Here is an 836-nt window from a genome sequence, read left to right as displayed (position 1 = left end):
AGAGGAGGGTGGCATGAAAGCGGTCCTCGCTGACATCCTTTCCAAGCTAGGGGAGCCACGCTGAGATGATTTCTAGCACAGCACTGCCTGGTGGGTGCATCTTCACGTTGCCACCGGGGTGTTTGCCATTCCCCGACGGCATTGGAGGTGAAGCCATGCCCTATGATTTTCATATCGGTGTAGATTACCACAAGGCCTACACCCATCTTGTAGTCCAGGATTCTGGCGGGAAAGTCCTGCGTTCCGGTCGCGTCAAGAACGATCCCCAGCAGCTATCAGGTTTCCTATCTCCCTATTTGGAGAACAGCCATGCCGTGCTGGAAGCTACCCGCAACTGGACTGTCATGTACGATTGGCTGGACGAGCTCTGCGACGACGTCGTGCTGGCCCATCCACTCAAGGTCAAAGCGATCGCGGACGCGAAGATCAAAACGGACAAGATCGACGCGACGATCCTCGCCCATCTTCTGCGGGCAGATCTAATCCCGGAAGCATATGTCCCCTGCGAGGCAGCTCGTACGCTTCGCCAGGCGCTTCGGGAGCGGATGTTTTTCGTCCGGTTGCGCACGATGGTGAAAAATCGCGTTGTAACAATATTCGATCGGTACCCTGAGAAAACACGCGAGCTTCGCACTGTATCTGATCTTTTCGGGAAAACGGGCCGTCAGCACCTGCAGATGCTAACGGTGTCGGAGATCGATCGCATCCACATCGATCGGTCGATTGCCTTCGTCGACGATATAAATCAGCATATTAAAGCCGCGGAAGCGACGATCAGGCAGTTCAGCAAGACCAATGCCGACGTCAAACGCCTGAAGACCATCCCCGGACTAGGG

At 55.4% G+C, this 836-nt stretch carries 1 protein-coding gene; it reads left to right on the top strand.

Going from position 1 to position 836, the window contains the following annotated elements:
- Window positions 1–155 precede the first annotated feature (155 nt).
- Window positions 156–836, top strand: a 681-nt coding sequence (locus tag K7W03_RS27535) for an IS110 family transposase (RefSeq protein WP_222888143.1), incomplete at its 3' end; no start/stop codon positions are given.

The sequence above is a fragment of the Sphingobium sp. PNB genome (genome assembly GCF_019873065.1).
Taxonomy (GTDB): domain Bacteria; phylum Pseudomonadota; class Alphaproteobacteria; order Sphingomonadales; family Sphingomonadaceae; genus Sphingobium; species Sphingobium fuliginis.
Note: the sequence above shows the minus strand (reverse complement) of the source record. Positions and strands in the feature narration are given on the sequence as shown.